The 529-nt window shown below is 64.1% G+C and carries 1 pseudogene; it reads left to right on the forward strand.

The window, feature by feature from the left end:
• Positions 1-529, forward strand: a pseudogene (locus ACL02S_RS24190) (cytochrome bc1 complex cytochrome b subunit); the annotation flags it as partial.

The raw sequence follows: 529 nt of genomic DNA on the forward strand, positions 1-529 counted from the left end.
GGTTGACCGGCGACAGCAGTGCCCATCACAATTTGTTGCAGCGGCCGCGGGATGTGCCGGTGCGGACCGCGCTCGGGGCGATGGCGATCACGTTCTATGTGGTGTTGACGTTGTCGTGTGTCAACGACATCATCGCGTTGAAGTTCGATATCTCGTTGAACGCCACGACCTGGATCGGGCGTATCGGGTTGTTGCTGGGCCCGCCGATCGCCTACTACCTGACCTACCGGTTCTGTTTGGGCTTGCAGCGTAGTGACCGGGCGGTGCTCGAGCACGGGATCGAGACCGGGGTGATCAAGCGGTTGCCGCATGGTGAGTACATCGAGGTGCATCAGCCGCTGGGGCCGGTGGACGCGCACGGGCACCCGGTCCCGCTGGAGTACCAGGGGGCGCCGGTCCCGAAGAAGATGAGCAAGCTCGGCTCGGCGGGTAAACCGGGGACCGGTAGCTTCCTGCGCCCGGATCCCGCCCAGGAAAGCCGCCGGCACTTCGAGATCGAACACGCCGAAGAACACAAACAACTCCGCGC

It is taken from the genome of Nocardia spongicola, from assembly GCF_047200775.1.
Classification (GTDB): domain Bacteria; phylum Actinomycetota; class Actinomycetes; order Mycobacteriales; family Mycobacteriaceae; genus Nocardia.